This window comes from Halomonas nitroreducens (assembly GCF_003966155.1).
In the GTDB taxonomy this organism is placed as follows: Bacteria; Pseudomonadota; Gammaproteobacteria; order Pseudomonadales; family Halomonadaceae; genus Halomonas; species Halomonas nitroreducens.
In genome coordinates this window covers 253,661-272,193 of sequence record NZ_RXNS01000004.1, presented here as the reverse complement: position 1 = coordinate 272,193, position 18,533 = coordinate 253,661, and the positions used below count along the sequence as shown (strand labels likewise).

At 69.0% G+C, this 18,533-nt stretch carries 19 protein-coding genes; 12 read left to right on the top strand and 7 right to left on the bottom strand.

Going from position 1 to position 18,533, the window contains the following annotated elements; translation table 11 throughout:
• The first annotated feature begins 50 nt into the window (after positions 1 to 50).
• The 5 genes from rpoZ (at position 51) to EKG36_RS06325 (ending at position 4,073) form a co-directional block, all read left to right on the top strand.
• On the top strand, positions 51 to 314 hold the full coding sequence (gene rpoZ / locus EKG36_RS06345) for a DNA-directed RNA polymerase subunit omega (RefSeq protein WP_126482171.1): 264 nt from the start codon (positions 51 to 53) through the stop codon (positions 312 to 314).
• 66 nt (positions 315 to 380) lie between these two features.
• Positions 381 to 2,513: a RelA/SpoT family protein gene (locus EKG36_RS06340; protein WP_126482169.1), complete on the top strand. Its 2,133-nt coding sequence runs from the start codon at positions 381 to 383 to the stop codon at positions 2,511 to 2,513.
• Between the two features lie 85 nt (positions 2,514 to 2,598).
• On the top strand, positions 2,599 to 2,988 hold the full coding sequence (locus tag EKG36_RS06335) for a RidA family protein (RefSeq protein WP_126482167.1): 390 nt from the start codon (positions 2,599 to 2,601) through the stop codon (positions 2,986 to 2,988).
• 54 nt (positions 2,989 to 3,042) lie between these two features.
• A complete protein-coding gene (gene thpR / locus EKG36_RS06330) occupies positions 3,043 to 3,570 on the top strand; it encodes an RNA 2',3'-cyclic phosphodiesterase (protein WP_126482165.1) in 528 nt (175 codons plus the stop codon).
• Complete coding sequence (locus EKG36_RS06325; RefSeq protein WP_126482164.1) at positions 3,567 to 4,073, top strand: acyloxyacyl hydrolase; 507 nt, start codon at positions 3,567 to 3,569, stop codon at positions 4,071 to 4,073. Before thpR ends, EKG36_RS06325 begins: the two co-directional genes overlap by 4 nt.
• A 31-nt stretch (positions 4,074 to 4,104) precedes the next feature.
• On the opposite strand, the gene EKG36_RS06320 is transcribed toward EKG36_RS06325, so the two are convergent.
• Positions 4,105 to 4,986, bottom strand: a complete 882-nt coding sequence (locus EKG36_RS06320) for an SDR family oxidoreductase (protein ID WP_126482162.1) — start codon at positions 4,984 to 4,986, stop codon at positions 4,105 to 4,107.
• 94 nt (positions 4,987 to 5,080) lie between these two features.
• On the opposite strand from EKG36_RS06320, the gene EKG36_RS06315 reads away from it, so the two are divergent.
• Together EKG36_RS06315 and recG are read left to right on the top strand one after the other, a co-directional pair.
• Positions 5,081 to 6,001, top strand: coding sequence for a hydrogen peroxide-inducible genes activator (locus EKG36_RS06315; RefSeq protein WP_126482160.1), 921 nt, complete (start codon positions 5,081 to 5,083; stop codon positions 5,999 to 6,001).
• Complete coding sequence (gene recG, locus EKG36_RS06310; protein WP_126482159.1) at positions 5,998 to 8,079, top strand: ATP-dependent DNA helicase RecG; 2,082 nt, start codon at positions 5,998 to 6,000, stop codon at positions 8,077 to 8,079. Before EKG36_RS06315 ends, recG begins: the two co-directional genes overlap by 4 nt.
• A 94-nt stretch (positions 8,080 to 8,173) precedes the next feature.
• On the opposite strand, the gene EKG36_RS06305 is transcribed toward recG, so the two are convergent.
• The 3 genes from EKG36_RS06305 to EKG36_RS06295 form a co-directional block, all read right to left on the bottom strand.
• Positions 8,174 to 8,530: a hypothetical protein gene (locus tag EKG36_RS06305; RefSeq protein ID WP_126482157.1), complete on the bottom strand. Its 357-nt coding sequence runs from the start codon at positions 8,528 to 8,530 to the stop codon at positions 8,174 to 8,176.
• Positions 8,531 to 8,618: 88 nt separating this feature from the next.
• On the bottom strand, positions 8,619 to 8,933 hold the full coding sequence (locus tag EKG36_RS06300) for an HU family DNA-binding protein (RefSeq protein ID WP_281274419.1): 315 nt from the start codon (positions 8,931 to 8,933) through the stop codon (positions 8,619 to 8,621).
• Positions 8,934 to 9,083: 150 nt separating this feature from the next.
• Positions 9,084 to 10,244, bottom strand: coding sequence for an NAD(P)/FAD-dependent oxidoreductase (locus tag EKG36_RS06295; protein ID WP_126482153.1), 1,161 nt, complete (start codon positions 10,242 to 10,244; stop codon positions 9,084 to 9,086).
• A gap of 185 nt (positions 10,245 to 10,429) precedes the next feature.
• On the opposite strand from EKG36_RS06295, the gene EKG36_RS06290 reads away from it, so the two are divergent.
• The 5 genes from EKG36_RS06290 (at position 10,430) to EKG36_RS06270 (ending at position 16,181) form a co-directional block, all read left to right on the top strand.
• Entirely contained in the window at positions 10,430 to 10,906 is a 477-nt protein-coding gene (locus EKG36_RS06290; protein ID WP_126482199.1) for a chorismate--pyruvate lyase family protein, read from the top strand.
• A gap of 71 nt (positions 10,907 to 10,977) precedes the next feature.
• Positions 10,978 to 11,871, top strand: coding sequence for a 4-hydroxybenzoate octaprenyltransferase (ubiA, locus tag EKG36_RS06285; protein ID WP_126482151.1), 894 nt, complete (start codon positions 10,978 to 10,980; stop codon positions 11,869 to 11,871).
• A 90-nt stretch (positions 11,872 to 11,961) separates the two neighbouring features.
• Entirely contained in the window at positions 11,962 to 12,651 is a 690-nt protein-coding gene (phoB, locus tag EKG36_RS06280; protein WP_126482149.1) for a phosphate regulon transcriptional regulator PhoB, read from the top strand.
• A gap of 1 nt (position 12,652) precedes the next feature.
• Entirely contained in the window at positions 12,653 to 13,972 is a 1,320-nt protein-coding gene (gene phoR, locus EKG36_RS06275; protein WP_126482147.1) for a phosphate regulon sensor histidine kinase PhoR, read from the top strand.
• Positions 13,973 to 14,126: 154 nt separating this feature from the next.
• Positions 14,127 to 16,181 carry a methyl-accepting chemotaxis protein gene (locus EKG36_RS06270; protein WP_126482145.1) on the top strand — a complete coding sequence of 685 codons (2,055 nt, stop codon included), beginning with the start codon at positions 14,127 to 14,129 and terminating at the stop codon, positions 16,179 to 16,181.
• On the opposite strand, the gene cysZ is transcribed toward EKG36_RS06270, so the two are convergent.
• From cysZ to pstB, 3 genes are all read right to left on the bottom strand, one after another.
• Positions 16,130 to 16,879 carry a sulfate transporter CysZ gene (gene cysZ / locus EKG36_RS06265; RefSeq protein ID WP_126482143.1) on the bottom strand — a complete coding sequence of 250 codons (750 nt, stop codon included), beginning with the start codon at positions 16,877 to 16,879 and terminating at the stop codon, positions 16,130 to 16,132. The genes EKG36_RS06270 and cysZ overlap by 52 nt on opposite strands.
• An 83-nt stretch (positions 16,880 to 16,962) precedes the next feature.
• Positions 16,963 to 17,688, bottom strand: a complete 726-nt coding sequence (gene phoU / locus EKG36_RS06260; protein WP_126482141.1) for a phosphate signaling complex protein PhoU — start codon at positions 17,686 to 17,688, stop codon at positions 16,963 to 16,965.
• A 25-nt stretch (positions 17,689 to 17,713) separates the two neighbouring features.
• A complete protein-coding gene (gene pstB, locus EKG36_RS06255; RefSeq protein ID WP_126482139.1) occupies positions 17,714 to 18,526 on the bottom strand; it encodes a phosphate ABC transporter ATP-binding protein PstB in 813 nt (270 codons plus the stop codon).
• Positions 18,527 to 18,533 lie beyond the last annotated feature (7 nt).

Sequence of the window (18,533 nt, the reverse complement as noted above, 5' to 3'; positions counted from 1 at the left end):
CGCAGCGACGTCGGCCGGGGCTTCGCCCGTCAGCATTCAGGAAGGCCTCCATGGCGCGAGTCACAGTCGAAGATTGTCTGGAAAACGTCGAAAACCGCTTCAAGCTGGTGATGATCTCCACCCAGCGTGCCCGTCAGCTGGCTCGCGGCTCCCGCGACGCCCTGCTGCCCTGGGAGAACGACAAGCCCACCGTCATGGCGCTGCGCGAGATCGCCGAAGGCCTGGTCGATTCCAGCGTGCTGGATGAGCCCGTCGAGGCCGCGCCGATCCGCCCTCGCCCCGAGGCCGAGCCGGGCATCCCCGCCGAGGAGTGATCCGGCCCGCCGGAGTCCCGCCGACGCCTCCCCCAGGGCCATCACGAAACCTTCAGGGCGCGCCGCATGTTCACCATCGATGACCTGGCCGACCGTCTCGGCGGCTACCTTCCCCAGGACGAGATCCAGCAGGTCAAGCGTGCCTTCTACTACGCCGAGCAGGCCCATGACGGCCAGCGTCGGCGGTCCGGCGAGCCCTATGTCACCCACCCCCTGGCGGTGGCGAACATCCTCGCCAACATGCACATGGACCATCAGAGCCTGATGGCGGCCATGCTGCACGACGTGATCGAAGATACCGGGGTCGCCAAGGAGGCCCTCGGCGAGCAGTTCGGCAAGCCGGTGGCCGAGCTGGTCGACGGTGTTTCCAAGCTGACCCAGATCACCTTCGAGGACAAGGCCGTCGCCCAGGCCGAGAACTTCCAGAAGATGGTCCTGGCGATGTCCCGGGACATTCGGGTGATCATCGTCAAGCTGGCCGACCGGCTGCACAACATGCGCACTCTCGGCGCGCTGCGCCCGGAGAAGAAGCGCCGCATCGCCCGCGAGACCCTGGAGATCTACGCCCGGATCGCCAGCCGGCTGGGCATCAACACCATCCGCGTCGAGCTGGAGGACCTGTCCTTCCAGGCCCTGCACCCGATGCGCGCCGAGCGCATCAAGCGCGCCGTGGCCAGCGCCCGGGGCCATCGCCGCTCGACGATCCGCCAGGTCCAGAACAGCCTGCAGAAGAGCCTCGACGACGAGGGCCTGAACGGCTCCGTGGTGGGCCGTCAGAAGCATTTGCTGTCGATCTACCGCAAGATGCGCGACCAGCGGAAGTCCTTCGCCGAGATCATGGATGTCTTCGGCTTCCGCATCATCACCGAGAACGTCGACAGCTGCTACCGCATCCTCGGCGTGGTCCACAACCTCTACAAGCCGGTGCCGGGCCGCTTCAAGGACTATATCGCCATTCCCAAGGCCAACGGCTACCAGAGCCTGCATACCACCCTGTTCGGCAGCGGCGGCATGCCCATCGAGGTGCAGATCCGCACCCGCGAGATGGAGGCCATGGCCAACAACGGCATCGCCGCCCACTGGCTCTACAAGGCTGGCCAGACCGAGCACCCCATCGCCGAGGGCAGCCACGCCCGGGCCCGCGCCTGGGTCAAGGGGCTGCTGGAGATGCAGCGCCACGCCGGGGACTCGCTGGAGTTCATCGAGCACGTCAAGAACGACCTCTTCCCCGACGATATCTACGTCTTCACGCCCAAGGGCGATATCATGGAGCTGCCCCAGGGCGCCACGGTGATCGACTTCGCCTACAGCGTGCACACCGATATCGGCAACAGCTGCATCGCCTGCCGCATCGACCGTCACCTGGCCCCGCTGTCCTCCCGGCTGCAGAGCGGCCAGACCCTGGAGATCATCACCGCCCCCGGCGCCCGGCCCAACCTGGCCTGGCTCAACGTGGTGGTCACCGCCAAGGCGCGCTCGGCGATCCGTCATGCCCTCAAGCACCAGCAGCACACCGAGGCCGTCCAGCTCGGGCGCCGGCTGCTCAACAAGGCCCTCGCCGAGTTCGAGACCAGCCTCGAGGAACTGCCCGCCAAGCCGCTGGAGGTGCTGCTCGGCGAGCTCGGCCTCAAGAGCGAGGATGCGCTGCTGGAATCCATCGGGCTCGGCACCCGGGTCGCCCATGTGGTGTCGCGCCGGCTGGTCGACCTCCAGCATGGCGAGCCGGTCCCGGCCCGCAGTGAGCGCCGGGCCCAGGGTCCCATCCTGATCAGCGGCGCCGAGGGCATGGTGATCAAGTTCGCGCGTTGCTGCCATCCGCTGCCCGGCGACCCGGTCATCGGGCACCTCTCGGCCGGCAAGGGTATCGTGGTGCACCGGGCCGAGTGCCGCAACCTGGCCGACCTCAAGAGCGACCCGGACAAGCTGTTCGCCCTGGAGTGGTCCGACCAGGCCGATGAGGATTTCCCCGTGCCGCTGCGTCTGGAGATCGAGAGTCGCCGTGGCCTGGTCGCCGAGCTGGCAAGTCTCGTCACCGATGCCGACGCCAACATCGAGCGCATCGGCATCGAGGAGCGCGATGCGCGGCTGTCGATCGTCAACCTGACCCTGGCCGTGCGCAATCGCGTGCACCTGGCCCGCATCATCAAGCGCCTGCGCAACCTGTCGCATGTCGGCAGGATCACCCGCCTGGGCAATTGAAGCGTCCCGACCCCGCCCGTCGCGATCGCGGCGGGCGGGGTCTTTCATTAGCAGGACCCACCGCTAACAACACACGGAGCACATCATGAGCAACAAGGCCGTCATCAACACCGACCAGGCACCCGCCGCCATCGGTCCCTATTCCCAGGCCATCAAGGCCGGCAATACCGTCTACCTGTCCGGGCAGATCCCGCTGGACCCGGCCACCATGGAGATCATCTCCGACGACTTCGAGGCCCAGGCCCGCCAGGTGTTCACCAACCTGAAGGCGGTCTGCGAGGAGGCCGCCGGTACCCTGCAGGACGTGGTCAAGCTCAACCTCTACCTGGTGGACCTGGACAACTTCGCCATCGTCAATCAGGTAATGGAGGAATTCTTCAAGGCCCCCTATCCGGCCCGGGCCGCCGTCGGCGTCAAGGCGTTGCCCAAGGGCAGCCAGGTGGAAGCGGAAGCCGTGCTGGTCATCGGCGACTGAGGAAAGGTGGCCGCCTGGCGGCCCCGTCCCGTGGATAACTGAGTCAGCGACGCCATGCGACTCTTCCTGGCCCTGGTGCCGCCGCCGGCCCTGCGCCGGCGGCTGGGCACCCTGGCCGATGCCGCCCAGGCCCGCTGCGGCGGGCGGCGCATGCCCGATGACGGCCTGCACCTGACGCTGGCCTTCCTCGGCGAACAGCCGATCGAGCGCGCCGAGGCGCTCGCCGCCTGGCTGGCGCGCTTCTCGATCCTGCCGGGAAGCTGGCGGCTGGATGCCTGGGGCCACTTCCGCCGCCCGGGGATCGTCTGGGTCGGCGGGGCCGAGGGGGAACCGGCCCTGAGGGACCTGCAGCGCCAACTCTGGGACAGCCTCGAGGAAATGGGCATCACGGGTCGGCCCGACCGCTTCGCCCCCCACATCACCCTGCTGCGCAAGGCCCGGCGGTCGCCCGGCCCCGAGCTGCCGCGCATCGCCATGACATGGGACTATACTCGGGTAGAGCTAATACAGTCGGTCTTAAAGCAACAGGGTAGCCACTACCGCTCCCTCGCGCGGACCGTTCTGCCCGAGGAACTGCCATGACTCGCCTGCTACCCCGATGCACGACCGTCACCGTCCTCGCCGCCTGTCTCGGCAGCCCGCCGGCCGGCGCCGCCCCCAGCCTCGAGCTCGGCGCCACCAGCGAGGGCACCCCGACGCTGGGCGTGAACCTCGACTGGATGCATGACCTGAGCCACTGGCACCCGGCCCTCGACCTGCGCCTGGCCACCGGCCTGCTGCTGCTGCCGGGCGAAAACGGTGAGGACAACGCGGCCTGGAAGCTGAACCCGGCGCTGCGCTACCACCTCAATGGCGGCCGCGCCTTCCTCGAGGCCGGCCTGGGCGGAGGGCTTTTCATGGAGACGGAGGTGGGCGACCAGGCGCTGTCCACGGCCTTCCAGTTCGAGAGCCGCCTCGCGGTCGGGATGCATTTCGCCTACGGCGGCGAGCTCGGCGCCAGTGCTGCCCACTATTCCAATGCCCGGATGGACCTGCCCAACGAGGGGTTCGAGGTCTACGCCCTGGTCTATCGCCAGCCGCTCTAGTCCCCCATGGGGCCCAGGCTGGGCAAGCCGGCTAGCTCAGCGCCGAGCCGGAGGGCAGGAAGCCGCCCTCGCGCAGCACCTGGGCGTAGCCTTCCCGGAAGGTGGGGTAGCGGAAGCGATAGCCACTCTCGAGCAGGCGGGTGTTGTCGCAGCGCTTGCTGGCCCGGCGACGCAGCGGTGACTGGATGGTCTCGGTGGCCTCGACCTTGAGCTGCCCGGCGAGCCAGGTCATTACCTCGTGGAGCGGTGTGGGTTCGCAGTCGCTGGCCAGGTACAGCTCGTGGAGCGACTCGCCGGCGAGGACCCGGCCGATCAGGTGGGCCAGCACGCCGGCGCAGTCATCGCGATGGATGCGGTTGGAGTACATGGCCGGGGTCGCCGCGGCGATGCGCCCCTCGCCGACCTGGCGGATCAGCCGGTCGCGACCGGGACCATAGATGCCCGAGAAGCGCACCACGGTGCCCGGCAAGGGGTGTTCGATCAGCGCCTGCTCGGCCTCGCGCATCAGCTGCCCCGAGAAGCCGGCAGATTCGGCGGGGCTGGTCTCGTCCACGACCTCGCCGTCCTGCTGGGCATAGACGCTGGTGGAAGAAACGAAGAAGACGTGTTTCGGCGCCTGGTGGCGTCCGGCATACTCGGCCAGCACCGCCTTGAGGCCATCCGGGTAGGCCGTCCGATAGGCATCCTCATCGAAGTGATCCGCACTGACCACGTAGACCAGCAGATCGGCATTCGGCAGCTCGGCGAGCGCCGCGGCATCGGCCAGATCCGCGGCACACCCCTCGATGCCGCTGTCGGTCAATTTTTCGGCCTGGCGCCGCACGCCGACGACTCGATGGCCGGCCGTCATCAGCTCGCGGCCCAGCGTCGTCCCGATATCACCACAGCCCAGAATCAGCGTCGTGTTCTTCACCTTTCCTTCGCCCCCTGATAAAAAGTCCCTATCGGATGAGGGTGCCCTTATCGTGGGGCCCGTCACGCACATTAGAGGATGCCCCGGCACCAAGATGACTCTAACAGAACTCCGCTACATCGTAACCCTGGCCCAGGAGCGCCATTTCGGGCGCGCCGCCGAGCGCTGCTTCGTGTCCCAGCCCACTCTCTCGGTGGCGGTGAAGAAGCTCGAGGAGGAGCTGGGCGTGGCGCTGTTCGAGCGTTCCAAGTCCACCGTCCAGGTCACGCCGCTGGGCGAGAAGATCGTCGAGCAGGCCCAGCGGGTTCTGGAGCAGAGCAGCGTGATCAAGGAACTGGCCACCGCCGGGCGCGACCAGCTGGCGAGCCCGCTGCGCATCGGCGCCATCTATACCATCGGTCCCTACCTGTTTCCGCACCTGGTGCCGGAACTCACCCGCGGTGCGCCCCAGATGCCGCTGTACATCGAGGAGGGCTTCACCGGCGACCTGCGACGCAAGCTGCGCAGCGGCGAGCTCGATGCCATCATCGTGGCGTTGCCCTTCACCGAGACCGACGTGGTGACCAAGCCGCTCTACGAGGAGGCCTTCGAGGTGCTGATGCCGGCCGACCACTCCTGGGCCAGCCGACAGAGCATCGACAAGGAGAGCCTCCTCGAGGAGCGCCTGCTGCTGCTCGGCGAGGGGCACTGCTTCCGCGACCAGATCCTCGAGGCCTGCCCGGCCATCAGCCACAAGCTCAACAGCCCCCACAACACCCTCACCGCCGAGGGCGGCTCGCTGGAGACCATCCGCCACATGGTGGCCTCGCGCCTCGGCATCACCGTACTGCCGCGCTCGGCCATCGGTACCAGTCACTACGAGAGCGGCCTGCTGGTCAGCCGACCCTTCACCGCACCGGCTCCCGGGCGGACCGTGGCCATCGCCTGGCGTGCGAGCTTCCCCCGGCCCCAGGCCATCGATGCGGTGACCGAGGCCATCCAGCGCTGTCGCGCGGCCGAGCCGTCCCCGGCATGAGTGGCCTCGACGCCCCCGTCACGGACCTCAAGGGCGTCGGCGAGGCGCTGGCCCTGAAACTGTCCCGACTGCGCATCGAGACCGTCACCGACCTGCTGTTCCATCTGCCGCTGCGCTACCAGGACCGCACCCGTATCACGCCCATCGCCACCCTGCGCACCGGCGGGGAGGCCGTGGTGGAGGGCGAGGTCATGGCCGCCGAGGTGGTCCGCGGCCGGCGCCGCAGCCTGCTGGTGCGCCTGCGCGACGGCTCCGGCATCCTCAGCCTGCGCTTCTTCCACTTCTCGCCGGCCCAGCAGCAGCAGTTCCGCCCCGGGGGCCGGGTGCGCGCCTTCGGTGAGGCTCGGGCCGGCGCCACCGGGCTCGAGCTTTACCACCCGGAATACCGGCTGCTGGGGGAGGGCGCGCCGCCGGTGGAGGATCACCTGACCCCCATCTACCCGACCACCGAGGGTCTGCACCAGACCCGCCTGCGGGCGCTGATCGACCAGGCCCTGGCGCGCCTCGACGCCGCTCCCGGGGCCCTGCCGGAATGGCTGCCCGAGGCGCTGCGCCAACGCTTTGCCCTGCCCGAGCTCCACCACTGCCTGAGCGTGCTGCACCATCCGTCGCCGGAGGTCGACCCCGGCCTGCTCGCCGAGGGCCACCACCCGGCCACCCGGCGGCTGGCCCTGGAGGAGCTGCTGGCCCACCAGCTGAGCCTGCGGGAAGTGCGCCTGCGCATCCAGGCCGACGGCGCCCCGCCACTGCCCGACGGGCGCGGGCTGCAGGCGCGCTTCCTGACTCAGCTGCCCTTCTCGCTGACCGCCGCCCAGCGCCGCGTGCTCGACGAGATACATGCCGACCTCGCCGGCGAGATGCCCATGCTGCGCCTGGTGCAGGGCGACGTCGGCTCGGGCAAGACGGTGGTGGCCGCCATGGCGGCGCTATCGGCCATCGCCGGCGGCTGCCAGGCGGCCATGATGGCCCCTACCGAGCTCCTCGCCGAGCAGCACTACCGCGCCTTCCAGCGCTGGTTCGCGCCGCTGGGCATCGAGGTGGCCTGGCTGGCCGGCAAGCTCAAGGGCAAGGCCCGGCTGGATACCAAGGCGGCGATCCTCGACGGCCGGGCGCAGATGGTGGTCGGCACCCATGCGCTTTTCCAGGGCGACGTGCACTTCCAGCGCCTGGGCCTGGCGATCATCGACGAGCAGCACCGCTTCGGCGTTCACCAGCGACTGGCGCTGCGCGAGAAGGGCGAGGCCGGCGGCCTGACCCCCCACCAGCTGGTGATGACCGCCACCCCCATCCCGCGCACCCTGGCGATGAGCGCCTATGCGGACCTGGATGTCTCGGTGATCGACGAGCTGCCCCCCGGCCGCACTCCGGTGACCACGGCGGTGGTGCCCGATGAGCGGCGCCCCGAGGTGGTGGCACGGATCCGCCATGCCTGCGCCGAGGGCCGCCAGGCCTACTGGGTCTGCACCCTCATCGAGGAGTCCGAGGCCCTGCAGTGCCAGGCGGCGGAGGCCACCCGCGACGAGTTGGGGGAGGCCCTGCCGGAACTCGCCATCGGCCTGGTCCATGGCCGCATGAAGGCCGCCGAGAAGGCGGAGGTGATGGACGCCTTCAAGGCCGGCGAGCTGGACCTGCTGGTGGCTACCACGGTAATCGAGGTGGGCGTCGACGTGCCCAACGCCAGCCTGATGATCATCGAGAACCCCGAGCGACTCGGCCTGTCGCAGCTGCACCAGCTGCGTGGCCGCGTGGGCCGCGGTGCCACCGCGAGCTTCTGCGTGCTGCTCTACCATCCGCCGTTGTCGGATCACTCACGGCGCCGACTGACCGTGATGCGCGAGACCACGGACGGCTTTCGCATCGCCGAGCAGGACCTGGCGATCCGCGGCCCCGGTGAAGTGCTGGGCACCCGCCAGACGGGACTGGCCGCCATGAAGATCGCCGACCTGGAGCGCGATGCCGACCTGCTGCCCTCGGTCTCGCCGCTGGCCGAGGCACTGCTGGCCACCCGGCCGGAGGCCAGCCGACCACTGATCCGCCGCTGGCTCGGCGAGGAGGCGGGCCGCTATGGGCAGGTCTGACAGCTGGAAGCTGGAAAACAGGCTCATCCGGCACACGGCTCGATCAAGCCTTGTCTTCGAGCTTCCAGTCGCGAAGCGGCGCTCTTCAAGCTTCCTAAAGGTGCTTGAGCAGTCCTTGAAGCTTCTGCAGGTCGCCGGCATCGCCGACCAGGCGCACCTTGCCGGCCATCATGCCGTCGAGGAAGGCCTTCTGGGTGGGCTTTTTGAGCACCTGAACGGCCGTGTCGGCATCCTCGAAGCGCAGCTCCAGGTCGAGATCCACCGGCAGGCCCGGGCCGGTCTCGATCCCCCCGGGCGACATGCGATAATAGCGGGCGATGGCCAGGTTCTCCGTGGCGATCCCCCAGTCGAGGTGGCGCATCTCGGCCAGGCGGTCACGGAATCCCGCCTTGCGGCGCAGCGCCCGCTTGAGCAGCATGCCCAGTACCCACAGCAACAATCGCAGCTTCATCGGCGCCCATCCGGGGAAGGAAATCGGGAATAGCCGTCAGAACGTCCGCGGCCCGCCATGGGGCGGGCCGCAGCGGGTCCAGCTGGCCTTACTTGCCGACGGCATCCTTGAGGCCCTTGCCTGGCTTGAAGGCCACGGTCTTGCTGGCCGGAATGGTCAGCGGCTGGCCGGTCTGGGGGTTCTTGCCGGTGCGAGCGGCACGCTCGCGCACGGTGAAGGTACCGAAGCCGATCAGCGAGACATCCTTGCCATCGGAGACACTGCCCGTGATCTCGTCGAGGATGACATTCAGGACCTGGCTGGCCTTGTCCTTGGATAGATCGGCACGCTCGGCAATCGCCGCGGCGAGTTCTGGTTTGCGCATACAGCCCTCCTGGTTTCGATGAGCTACCGGTGATCCCACCGGCTTGTTGTTCTTCACGGGAAATCCGTGACTGCCCCACTCGCATGCGGCCGAGAGGGCGACATGCGAATGACGCCACTGTGCAACGCGACTCCCTGGCGTCCCGGCAACCCGGCAACCCGGCAACCCGGGGCGCCATCGTTGACGTCACTAGCCTAGCAATGGCGGTGCAGCCCGCGCCAGTTCGACTTTCCGACGCACGCAGCCGCCTGTCAACGCAAATCCAATCAAACGACCGTCTTCATCCTCGGCGAGGGCCGTCAGGTCTCGGCCTTTTCCCTCGAGACGCCAGCGGGCGGGGGCCTCGGTGGGCGGCAGCGACACCACCGGCAGCAGCGGCGTCTTGACCAGCACCGGCCAGGGGCCATAGCGCACGGAGGTCGGCGTGCCGGCCAGGGTCCTGGCCAGGGCCTTGGCGCCGGCCTGCAGCGGCTGGACATACATGGCATTGAGGCCATCGACACAGGCCACATCGCCCAGGGCGAAGATGCCGGGGGCCGAGGTGGCCAGCCGGCGATCGGTGTGGATGCCCGCCGGGCCGACCTCGAGCCCGGCGGCCGCGGCCAGCTCGCTCCGCGGTCGCAAGCCGGTGGCCACCAGCACCAGGTCGGCCTCCAGGCTCGCGCCATCGTCCAGGCCCAGCCCCACGCGGCTGCCGAGGGCCATCAGCTCGCGCACCGTCTGCCCCGTATGGAGCCGGATGCCGGCCTCGACGAAGGCCTCACCCAGGGCATGGCCCAGGGGCTCCGGCAGCAGCCGCGGCAGGGGCGCCGGTTCCGGGGCGACCAGCTCGACCGCATGGCCGCCGGCGGCCAGGTCGTTGGCAAACTCGCAACCGACCAGGCCGATGCCGACGATGGCGATCCTCGCCGGCCGCCCCAGGGTGGCCAGGACCCCGTGGAAGCCCCGGTAGTCGTCGAGGTCGTTGATGGTGAAGACCCGCTCCGCCACGGCCTCGGGAATCGCGAAGGGGGCGACCGGCGCGGCCCCGGTGGCCAGTACCAGCTCCCCATAGGTCAGGCGCTCGGCCCCGAGGGTCAGGGCCCGTGCCTGCGGGTCGAGGGCCTCGACCCGGCTATGGGTGCGCATCACCACCCCCAGCTGGTCGGCCACCTCGAGGGCCGAGCGGCTGGCCAGACGGGCGGGCGGCAGGCCCTTGGCAAAGCCGGTGGAGAGCAGTGGCTTGGAGTAGTCGTCACCACCGTCGGCGGTGATCAGGGTGATCGGCCGCTCGGCCTGGCCGGCACGCACCTGGCGCGCCAGGCCGAGACCGGCCATGCCGGAGCCGATGATGGTCAGGGGAGCGGTCATGCAATTCCTCGCTGCAAGAGGCACGGCAGTCCGTTACGGGATGGCCCCTAGGGGCCCGAACGGAATGGCGTATCGGCAAGCCATGGTACACTAGCCGCCCTTTGGATTGGACGCGGAGTAGAGCGGTGAAGCACGGCCCGGCACTCGCCCCCCGGTGGCGCCCCCTGGCGGCGGCGCGCCCGGCCATGAGCCCCGCCTGGTGGCACTGGGTCGCCTCCCGCGATTCCCTGACCAGTCGCCTGACCGAGGCCGGCCATCCCCGGCGCTTCCGGGTCCGCCTGCTCGGCCAGGGTACCGGCCGCCCCCGCCGCGACGAGGCCCTGGCCCTGGGCCTGCCGCTGGGTCGGCGGGCCTGGCTGCGCGAGGTGGCGCTGACCCTGGACGACCGCCCCTGGGTGATCGCCCGCTCGGTGGCACCGCTCGCCCAGCCGCACGGCCGGCGCCTCGAGCGGCTGGGCGAGCGCTCGCTGGGCCACTGGCTGTTCCGCCAGCCCGACCTGGAGCGCGGCCCCATCGAGGTCAGCGCCGACCCCGCCCCCTTCCAGCCCACCGCCGGCCCCTGGGGGCGTCGCTCGGTGTTCCGCCATGGCGGCTTCGCCGTGCTGGTGCAGGAATTCTTCCTGGAGACCATGGCGGATGACCTCGCCCTGCCTTCACGGTAGGCTTGGGCGGCAGGTGCCGAGGTGAGCCCGCCCCTGGCACACGCCCCGTTCGACCCACCCGAGAGACCCTGATGGACCGAACCCTGATGCGCCCCAAGGGGCTGGCCAGACTCCCCGACTTCCTGCACCTGACCCGTCTCGACCGCCCCATCGGCACCTGGCTGCTGATGTGGCCGACCCTGTGGGCACTCTGGGTGGCGGCGGGCGGCCTTCCCGAACGCCGGCTGCTGCTGATCTTCGTGGCCGGCGTCTACCTGATGCGCGCCGCGGGCTGCGTGGTCAACGACTACGCCGACCGCCACTTCGACGGCCACGTCAAGCGGACCCGCGACCGCCCCCTGGCCAACGGTCGCATCGCCGAGGGCGAAGCCCAGGGTCTGTTCGCGATCCTGATCATGGCCGCCTTCGTGCTGGTGTGGTTCACCAACCCCTTCACCGTGATGCTGTCCCTGGTGGGGGTGGCGCTCGCCGCCGTCTACCCCTTCATGAAGCGCTATACGCACCTGCCCCAGGTGGTGCTGGGGGCGGCCTTTTCCTGGGCCATCCCCATGGCCTTCGGGGCGGTGCTCGGCCATGTTCCCATGGAAGCCTGGCTGCTGTTCGCCGCGAACCTCGCCTGGACGGTGGCCTACGACACCGAATACGCCATGGTCGACCGGGACGACGACCTGAAGATCGGCATCAAGTCCACGGCGGTGCTGTTCGGTCGCGCCGACCGACTGATGATCGGCGCGCTGCAACTCGTGACCCTGGCCCTGCTGGCCTGGGCCGGATTGCGTCTCGGCCTCGGCGGCTTCTTCTGGCTGGGGCTGGCCGCCATGGCGGCCACCTTCGGGCACCAGCAGCGGCTGATTCGCCATCGCGAGCGCGAGCGTTGCTTCCAGGCCTTTCTCAACAACCACTGGTCGGGGCTGCTGGTCTTCGCCGGCATCGGCCTCAGCCTGTGGCCGGGACCGGGCGGCTGAGGGCGACAGGCCCAGGCTGTCACGGTATTGTCACAAGGACATGCTGTCATCGTCACCGACCTGTCATTGACCTGACCATGAGGCACCGGGATGACCGCCAAGACCGTACTGATCGTCGATGATGAAGCGCCGATCCGCGAGATGATCGCCGTGGCGCTGGAGATGGCCGACTATCGCGTCCTCGAGGCGGACAATGCCCAGACCGCCCATGCCATGGTCGTCGACCACCAGCCCGACCTGGTGCTGCTCGACTGGATGATGCCCGGCACCAGCGGTATCGAGCTCGCCCGGCGCCTGAAGCGCGAGGAGAGCACCGCCGAGCTGCCGATCATCATGCTCACCGCCAAGGGCGAGGAGGACAACAAGATCCAGGGGCTCGAGTCGGGGGCGGACGACTACATCACCAAACCCTTCTCCCCCCGGGAACTGGTGGCCCGTCTCAAGGCCGTGCTGCGCCGGGCCACCCCCCGCGGCGTCGAGGACCCGGTGGAGGTCGACGGCCTGATGCTCGACCCGGTCAGCCACCGGGTCAGCGTCGACGGCCAGTCCCTGGAGATCGGCCCCACCGAATACCGGCTGCTGCAGTTCTTCATGACCCATCAGGAGCGCGCCTACACTCGGGGACAGCTGCTCGACCAGGTCTGGGGCGGCAACGTCTACGTCGAGGAACGCACCGTCGACGTCCATATCCGCCGCCTGCGCAAGGCTCTGGGCGAGCCCCACCAGCAACTGATCCAGACCGTGCGCGGCACGGGCTACCGTTTCTCCGCCAAGGGCTGACGTGAGCCGGCTGTGGCGACGGGAACTGTGGCGACTGGCGGCCCTGGTGCTCGCCGGCGTGCTGATCGGCTGGCCGTTCTCGACCGTCGGGGCCGGCGTCGCCGTGGCACTGGCCCTGTACCTCTTCTATCAGCTGCGCCAGCTGCATGCCCTCCAGCAGTGGCTGACGCACCACCCCCAGGACGAACCGCCGGCGGCCTCCGGCCTGTGGGGCGAGCTCTTCGATCGCCTCTATCGCTACCAGAAGGGCCAGCGCATCACCCAGCGGCGGCTGCGCGATACCCTGCGGCGCATCCAGGAGTCCTCGGAGGCGATGCGCGACAGCGTGGTGATGCTCGACCGACACGGTGACATGGAATGGTGGAACAGCGCCGCCGAGCGCATGCTGGGCCTGCAGCCGGCCCATGACCGGGGCCAGCACATCACCAACCTGCTGCGCGATCCGCGCTTCGTCGACTATCTGCATGCCCGGGACTACCGCGAGCCCCTGACCCTCTCGTCGCCGATCGACGAGCAGATGATCCTGCAGTTCCAGATCACCCTCTATGGCGACGACGAGCGGCTGCTGATGGCCCGCGACATCACCCGCCTCCATCGCCTGGAACAGATGCGCCGCGACTTCGTGGCCAACGTCTCCCATGAGCTGCGCACCCCGCTGACGGTGCTGGCGGGCTATCTCGAGACCTACGGTGACATGGCCGACCAGCTCCCCCCACGGCTGGGACGGGGCATCGCCCAGATGCAGAGCCAGACCACGCGGATGCAGAACCTGGTCAACGACCTGCTGCTGCTGTCACGCCTGGAGATCGACCGGGGTGGCCAGGACGACACCCGCCTCGACCCCGCCACCCTGCTGGACGCCGTGCGCCGCGATGCCGAGGCGCTCTCTGCCGGGCGTCACCACCTCGAAGTGGTCGTCGAGGACCCGCGGGGGCTGCAAGGCTCGGAGAAGGAGCTGCACAGCGCCGTCTCCAACCTGGCCTTCAATGCCGTCCGCTACGCCGGCGAGGGCAGCCGGATCGTGCTGCGCTGGCGCGCCTGGGGCGAGGGCGCCTGCCTGGAGGTGGAGGACGATGGCGAGGGCATCGACCCCCTGCATATCCCTCGCCTCACCGAACGCTTCTACCGCGTCGACAAGGGGCGCAGCACCGCCACCGGTGGCACCGGCCTGGGACTCGCCATCGTCAAGCACGTGCTGCTGCGCCACGACGCCCGCCTCGAGATCGACTCCCGCCCCGGCGAGGGCGCCACCTTCCGCTGTCTGTTTCCCGCCACCCGACTGGTCGATGGCCAGCCACAGCCAGCCACGCAGCGCGCCTGACCTCCTCCCTTTCTTGACGCAGGTCAGCTCCGATGTCATTGCCTCGCCGCGGGCTTCAAGCCGGGACGCCGGGCGCCGATATCGCCAGTGGAATCCGCTCTCGGCCGCCCCCGCGCGAGCCGCTGCCCCCGCCCTGTTATGGAGTGATGCGTCCATGTTCGCCCTGCTGCACCGCCTTCCCGTCTCGCGGAAGTTCTGGCTGGTACTGGCCCTGCCCTTGCTGGCCCTGGCCTGGTTCGCCACCAGCGGCGCCATCGAGCGCCAACGCCTCGCCGCCAACATGGACAGCCTCGTCCAGCTAACGCGGCTCTCGGGCCAGGCCGGCCAGCTGATCCATGCCCTGCAGCTCGAGCGCGGCATGTCTGCGGGCTACCTGGGCAGCCAGGGGCGGCGGTTCGGCGACCGCCTGGCGGCCCAGCGCCCGACGACCGATGCCCGGTACGTCGCCTTCGACGAGGCGCTGGAGACGCTGGACCTGGCGGCCCTCGATACGCAGCTCGCCGAGAATGCCAACGAGGTCCGCCGCCGTATGGCCGAGACCGCCGCGATGCGCCAGAGGGTCGATACCCTGGCCGTGGCGAGCAACGAGGTGGTGGAGCACTACACTGCCCTGAACGCCTCCCTGATGGCCATGGTGGGGCGCCTGAGCCATGTCGCCGACGATGCCGGGATCACCCGCCAGCTGGGAGGATACGCCAGCCTGCTGCAGGCCAAGGACCTGGCCGGCATCGAGCGCGCCCTGTTGGCCAACGCCTTCGCTGCCGATGGCATGTCGGAGACCCGGTATCGCCGCCTGCTGGCCATGTTCGGCCGCGAGGCCGCCTTCCTCGCGGGCTTTCGCACCCAAGCCGACACACCGTTGAGCGAGCGCCTCGACCAGACCCTCAGCGGCCCGACGATCACCCGGGTCGAGGCATTGCGCCGACTCGCCATGGAGCGGGGCACCGGGGGCGGCTACGGCGTCGATCCCCAGCAATGGTTCGACTGGCAAACCGGCAAGATCGAGGGACTCAAGGCCGTGGAAGAAGCGGTGGCGATGCAGATCCTGGACGCCGCCACGGCGCTGCGTGACGAGGCGCAACGTAAGCTATGGCAATACCTGGCGATCGCGCTCCTCGCCTCGGCGTTGGCCCTCGCGCTGTCCAGCCTGATCGTCCACAGCATCCTGGGGCCACTGAACCGCAACCTGGAGGCCATCCGTCAGCGCGGCAGCGACCTGACCCGACGCCTGACAGTGCCCGGCAGCGACGAGCTATCGTCGCTCTACCAGGCGTTCAACGCGTCCTCGGACGAAACCGAACGACTGGTCGGCAGCATCCGCCGCGGCGCCCAGTCCGTGGAGCTGGCCAGCGGCGAGATTGCCATGGGCAACCAGGACCTGGCGCAGCGCACCGAGGAGCAATCAGCGTCGCTGGTCGAGACCGCATCCAGCATGGAGCAGATCACTGCCACTGTGCGGCACACCGCCGAGACCGCTCGCCAGGCCGAAACCATGACGGATCGGGTCGCCGACGAGGCCGGCGTGGCGAGCCGTGTCGCCGGCGAGGCCCGAGAGGCCATGCAGCAGATCCATGCCGCCAACCAGCAGGTGACCAGCATCGTCGGCGCCATCGATGGCATCGCCTTCCAGACGAACCTGCTGGCCCTGAATGCCTCGGTCGAGGCGGCTCGCGCCGGGGAGCATGGCCGTGGCTTCGCCGTGGTGGCCAACGAAGTGCGTCAGCTGGCCAGCCGCAGCGCCGAGGAGGCCGAACAGATCCGCCGGCTGATCGACAACAACGTGACCCGCATCGACGCCGGCGAGGCCCTGGTCAAGACCACCAGTGATACGCTGGACACCATCGCCCGGCAGGTACGTGACCTCGACGCCCTGGTCCGCGACATGTCGGCAGCCACCGACGAGCAGTCGACTGGCATCGAGCAGATCAACCAGGCCATGGCCCAGCTGGAGGAGGTCACCCAGCAGAATGCCGCCCTGGTCGAGCAGGTGGCCGCCGCCAGTCGTTCCCTGGATGATCAGGCCAGCGAGATGAACACCCTGATCGGACGCTTCCGGATCCGAAATGTCGGAGGCGATGCCATCGGGCCTGGGCAAGCCCGCGCCGTCAAGCCTCGGGCGGGGCCGCGCCGAACCGGCGTGACCCCGCCCCCGGGGCCTCAGCGTGCCCGGGGCGGTGCCGCCTGGCCGAGCGTCGCGAGGTCGCGGTAGTGGCGATCCCACATCAGCACCGCTGCGGCCACCGCGCCGGGCAACAGGAACAGATTCGCCAGCGGCAGCCAGGTGATCAGCGTCACCCAGCCGCCGTAGCTGAGTGTCGGCCAGCGCCGCGCCGCGAGGCGCCGGCGCATGTCGCCGAAGGTCACCTGGTTGTTGTCCATGGGGTAGTCGAGGTAGGTGATGGCCATGGTCCAGGCCGAGAACAGTGCCCACAACACGGGAGCGACCAGGTTCAGCACGGGGATCCAGCTGATCACGAAGAGCACTGCCATGCGCGGCAGGATGTAGCCCAGCTTGACCAGCTCACGCCCCAGGGCGTCGACGGCGGTGCGCAGGAAGCCGCGTTCATCCAGCGGCGCCCGGCCGGTCACTTCGCGCTCGACCCGTTCCGCCAGGAAGCCGTAGAAGGGGGCGGCGATCAGGTGGGTCACCAGGGTGAAGCTGAAGAAGACGATCACCACCAGGCTGATCAGGAACAGCGGCCAGATCAACCAGGACAGCCAGTCGAGCCAGGTCGGCACCATGGCCATCCACCCGTCCAGCCAGCCGCCGAAATGGGCCAGCACGAAGGCCAGCATGACGGCATAGACGAGCAGGTTGACGAGAATCGGCAGGAACACATAGCGGCGCAGCTCCCGGGAGTAGACCAGTCGGGTCCCCCGGGACAGCGCCGTGAAGGCATCCAGCATCGGTGTCATTTCCTCCATCACGACGAAAGCGGCCGTCGCCAGGGGCGACGGCCTGTCCAGAGACAGCCGGCGACGGGGGCCGTTCAGCCTTCGCCGAGCACGTCCTCGTCGAGATCATCCGGGTCCGTGTGGCGGATGTCGAGCCCCTTGACCAGGTAGACCACATACTCGGCCAGGTTGTTGGCGTGATCGCCGATCCGTTCCAGCGCCCGCAGGATCCACATGATGCCGAGGACCGGCGAGATCGCCCGGGCATCCTCCATCATGAAGGTCATCAGCGAGCGCATGGCCGTCTTGTACTCGTTGTCGACCTGGTCGTCCTCCTGTACCACCTTGAGCGCCAGCTCGGTGTCGAAGCGGGCGAAGGAGGTCAGGGCATCGCGTACCATCTTGCGCACGTGCTCGCTGATGATCCGCACCTCGACGAAGCCACGGGTGCCATTGTGGCTCTCGACCAGCTCCCCGGCATTGCGGGCGATCTTGCTGGCCTCGTCGCCGATGCGCTCCAGGTCGGAGGCGGCACGAATCACCGCCAGCACCAGGCGCAGGTCAGAGGCCGCAGGCTGGCGACGGGCCAGCACGCGCGTGCACTCATCGTCGATCTTGATCTGCATGTCGTTGACGGCACGGTCATTCTCGACCACCTGCCCGGCCAGGGTGGAATCCCCGTCGAGCAGGGCTCGGACGGCATCCTGCACCTGCTTCTCGACCAGGCCACCCATGGCCATCAGGTGGGTCTTGAGCTCCTCGAGCTCATGATTGAACTGCCGCGAGATGTGCTGGCTGTGGATATCGCTGGTGATGTCCATGAGACTCTCCTGGGGGCGCAGGGCATCAGGCCATGCGTCCGGTGATGTAATTCTCGGTGCGCCTCAGGCGCGGATTGGTGAAGAGGGTATCGGTGGGGGCATACTCCACCAGCTCGCCGTTCTGCAGGAAGGCGGTGTAGTCAGAGACCCGCGCCGCCTGCTGCATGTTGTGGGTGACCAGCACCAGGGTCAGGCTCGCCTTCAGGTTGCGGATCAGCTCCTCGACCTTGAGGGTCGAGATCGGGTCCAGGGCCGAAGCCGGTTCATCGAGCAGCAGCACCTCCGGCCCCACCGCCAGGGTGCGGGCGATTACCAGGCGCTGCTGCTGGCCACCCGACAGCGACCAGGCGGAGGCCCGCAGCCGGTCCTTCACCTCATCCCACAGGGCCGCGGAATGCAGCGCCCACTCGACGATGTCGTCGAGGCGTCGCTTGCGCAACCCACCCTGCAGGCGCAGCCCGAAGGCCACATTGTCGTAGATCGACATGGGGAAGGGGTTGGGCGCCTGGAAGACCATCCCCACCCGGCGACGCAGCTCTGCCACCGCCACCTCGGGCGCATGGATATCCTGCCCCTCGAGGCGGATCTCGCCCTCCTGCACCACCTCCTCATTGAGGTCGTGCAGGCGATTGAGGGCCCGCAGCAGGGTCGACTTGCCGCAGCCCGAAGGCCCGATGAAGGCCGTGACCCGATGCCGCGGCACCCGCAGGGTCAGGTCGTGGAGGGCCGGCTTGTCACCATAGCGCAAGCCGAAGCCACGAATCTCCAGACTGGTGGCCTGGGGATCGAAGTCGATGAACGCTCCCCCGGCGGGGCGCGCCTCCCGCGTCACTGGCATCAGGGCT

Bases quoted from the DNA above. Each gene is read 5' to 3' on its own strand.
- rpoZ (WP_126482171.1), top strand. From the start codon at position 51: ATGGCGCGAGTCACAGTCGAAGATTGTCTGGAAAACGTCGAAAACCGC.
- ubiA (WP_126482151.1), top strand. From the start codon at position 10,978: ATGGACCGAACCCTGATGCGCCCCAAGGGGCTGGCCAGACTCCCCGAC.
- EKG36_RS06325 (WP_126482164.1), top strand. From the start codon at position 3,567: ATGACTCGCCTGCTACCCCGATGCACGACCGTCACCGTCCTCGCCGCC.
- EKG36_RS06290 (WP_126482199.1), top strand. From the start codon at position 10,430: ATGAGCCCCGCCTGGTGGCACTGGGTCGCCTCCCGCGATTCCCTGACC.
- recG (WP_126482159.1), top strand. From the start codon at position 5,998: ATGAGTGGCCTCGACGCCCCCGTCACGGACCTCAAGGGCGTCGGCGAG.
- pstB (WP_126482139.1), bottom strand. From the start codon at position 18,526: ATGCCAGTGACGCGGGAGGCGCGCCCCGCCGGGGGAGCGTTCATCGAC.
- EKG36_RS06340 (WP_126482169.1), top strand. From the start codon at position 381: ATGTTCACCATCGATGACCTGGCCGACCGTCTCGGCGGCTACCTTCCC.
- cysZ (WP_126482143.1), bottom strand. From the start codon at position 16,879: ATGCTGGATGCCTTCACGGCGCTGTCCCGGGGGACCCGACTGGTCTAC.
- EKG36_RS06315 (WP_126482160.1), top strand. From the start codon at position 5,081: ATGACTCTAACAGAACTCCGCTACATCGTAACCCTGGCCCAGGAGCGC.
- phoB (WP_126482149.1), top strand. From the start codon at position 11,962: ATGACCGCCAAGACCGTACTGATCGTCGATGATGAAGCGCCGATCCGC.
- EKG36_RS06335 (WP_126482167.1), top strand. From the start codon at position 2,599: ATGAGCAACAAGGCCGTCATCAACACCGACCAGGCACCCGCCGCCATC.
- EKG36_RS06305 (WP_126482157.1), bottom strand. From the start codon at position 8,530: ATGAAGCTGCGATTGTTGCTGTGGGTACTGGGCATGCTGCTCAAGCGG.
- thpR (WP_126482165.1), top strand. From the start codon at position 3,043: ATGCGACTCTTCCTGGCCCTGGTGCCGCCGCCGGCCCTGCGCCGGCGG.
- EKG36_RS06295 (WP_126482153.1), bottom strand. From the start codon at position 10,244: ATGACCGCTCCCCTGACCATCATCGGCTCCGGCATGGCCGGTCTCGGC.
- phoU (WP_126482141.1), bottom strand. From the start codon at position 17,688: ATGGACATCACCAGCGATATCCACAGCCAGCACATCTCGCGGCAGTTC.
- EKG36_RS06270 (WP_126482145.1), top strand. From the start codon at position 14,127: ATGTTCGCCCTGCTGCACCGCCTTCCCGTCTCGCGGAAGTTCTGGCTG.